Below are 2072 nucleotides of genomic sequence, written 5' to 3'. Positions count from 1 at the left end.
GGCAGCGCATCCGGCCGCATCGCCGCGCGGGCCAGCGCGGTCTGGGTGCCCAGGCTGGCGATCAGGTCCGCCTGCCCGCTGCGCCCGGCCAGGTCCCAGAACGCGCGCGAGACATCCAGGAACGGCACGCCGTCCGGCACCACCATCAGCTCCAGCCGCTCCCCCGCGCAGGCCTCCGCCAGCTCCGGCGGCACGGTGTCCAGCCCCTCGCCGAGTCCGAGCCCGAGCGCGGCCACACCCTTCGCGGCCAGCCGCCGGACGTAGGCCGACGCCGTGGCGGCAGTCCCGCCGAGCGGAATGCCGGTGGTCAGCAGGAGTTCGCCGCCCTCCAGATAGGCCGTCGGATCCTCCAGCTCGGACACATGCACGCCGCTCAGCTGGACGCCGGGAACCTGGCCGGGAATGGCGCGGTGCAGGGACTGGCCGAGTTCGGCGCTGAGCTGGGCAAGCGAAACCATGGTCCGATTATCCAACGAAGCAGCCTTTCAGGGACAGAGCGTCCAATGACCGGACGCTTGCGCCGCGGTTAGCGTGGTCCCCATGACCGCTCAGACTTCCGCTCCCGCCGTGCCCGCCGGCACCGCCGCAGCCAGCGCCGCAGCCAGTTCCCCCGCTAACACCGGCCTGGCCCCGCTCCCCCAGTCCCGCCACCTGGCCACCGCCGTCCCCGGCCCCCGTTCGCAGGAGCTGCACGCCGAGCGGCAGGCGCACGTCACGGACGGCTTCGGCATCGCCCTGCCGGTCTTCATCGACCGCGCCGACGGCGGCATCCTGCAGGACGTGGACGGCAACCGGCTGATCGACTTCGCCTCCGGCATCGCGGTGACCAGCATCGGCGCCAGCCACCCGCGCGTCCGCGAACGCGTGGCCGCCCAGCTCGAGCGCTTCACGCACACCTGCTTCATGGTCACCGAATACGAGTCCTTCACCCAGGTCTGCAGGTGGCTCAACGAGCACACCCCGGGCGACTTCGAGAAGCGCACCGCCCTGTTTTCCACCGGCGCCGAGGCCGTTGAGAACGCGGTCAAGATCGCCCGTTCCGCTACCGGCCGGCCCAAGGTGCTGGTCTTCGACGAGGCGTACCACGGCCGCTCGCTGCTGACGATGGCGATGACCGCGAAGGAGAATCCGTACCGGCTGAACTTCGGCCCGTTCCCCACCGAGATCGTGCGCGCGGCGTCCGCCAATCCGCTGCGCCCGGCCGCCGGTTTCCCGTCCGCCACTGGAAATAACGACGACGGCGGCGCGGCCATCAGTGCTTCCGCCGCCTCCGCGGGTCCCGCCTTGGCGGACGCCACTGCGGCAGCCCTCGCATCGGTCGAGGCAACGCTGGCCGAGCACGGCGCCGAGGAATTCGCCGCGATGGTCATCGAGCCGATCCAGGGTGAAGGGGGCTTCATCGTCCCGGCACCCGGCTTCCTGAAGGGCCTGCGCGCCATCGCCGACAAGCACGGCATCGTGCTGGTAATCGACGAGATCCAGGCCGGCATGGGCCGCACCGGCACCCTGTTCGCCAGCGAACACGAAGGCATCGCCGGCGACCTCACCCTCAGCGCCAAGGCATTGGCCGACGGCGTCCCGCTCAGCGCCGTCACCGGCCGCGCGGACCTGATGAACGCCGTCCACGCCGGCGGCCTCGGCGGCACCTATGCCGGCAACCCGCTGGCCTGCGAGGCGGCGCTGGCCGTGTTCGAAGCGTTCGAGGACGGCAGCCTCCTGGCCAACGCCCGGGCGATCGAGGCCACCGCCCGCGAGGTCCTCGAGCCGCTGGTCGCCGAGACCGGCATGGTCGCCGAGTTCCGTGGCCGCGGTGCGATGCTCGCGCTCGAGTTCGCCGACCGGGGCACCCTCGCCCCGCGTGCAGACCTCGCCAAGGAAATCTCCGCCCGCTGCCATGCCCAAGGTGTCCTGACCCTGACCTGCGGCACCCACGGCAACGTCATCAGGCTGCTGCCGCCGCTGGTGATCGGCGAGGAACTGCTGCGCGACGGACTCGCCGTGCTGCGCCAGGCCATCCTCGACGTCGCCGCGGAAACCGAAGCAACCCCGGCGGAAGCGGGCGCCCCGGCCCT

The 2072-nt window shown here is 71.9% G+C and carries 2 protein-coding genes; one reads left to right on the top strand and one right to left on the bottom strand.

What is annotated here, in order from left to right:
• Positions 1 to 458: PucR family transcriptional regulator ligand-binding domain-containing protein (locus D477_RS20875; RefSeq protein WP_005275637.1), on the bottom strand; the 458-nt coding region annotated here is incomplete at its 3' end.
• Positions 459 to 540: 82 nt separating this feature from the next.
• Between D477_RS20875 and D477_RS20870 the strand changes: the two genes are divergently transcribed.
• Positions 541 to 2072, top strand: a 1532-nt coding sequence (locus tag D477_RS20870) for an aminotransferase class III-fold pyridoxal phosphate-dependent enzyme (RefSeq protein ID WP_005275634.1), incomplete at its 3' end; no start/stop codon positions are given.

The organism is Arthrobacter crystallopoietes BAB-32, from assembly GCF_000328305.2.
Classification (GTDB): Bacteria; Actinomycetota; Actinomycetes; order Actinomycetales; family Micrococcaceae; genus Crystallibacter; species Crystallibacter crystallopoietes_A.
The sequence above is the reverse complement of the archived record's forward strand: the minus strand, read 5'-3'. Positions and strand labels throughout refer to the sequence as shown.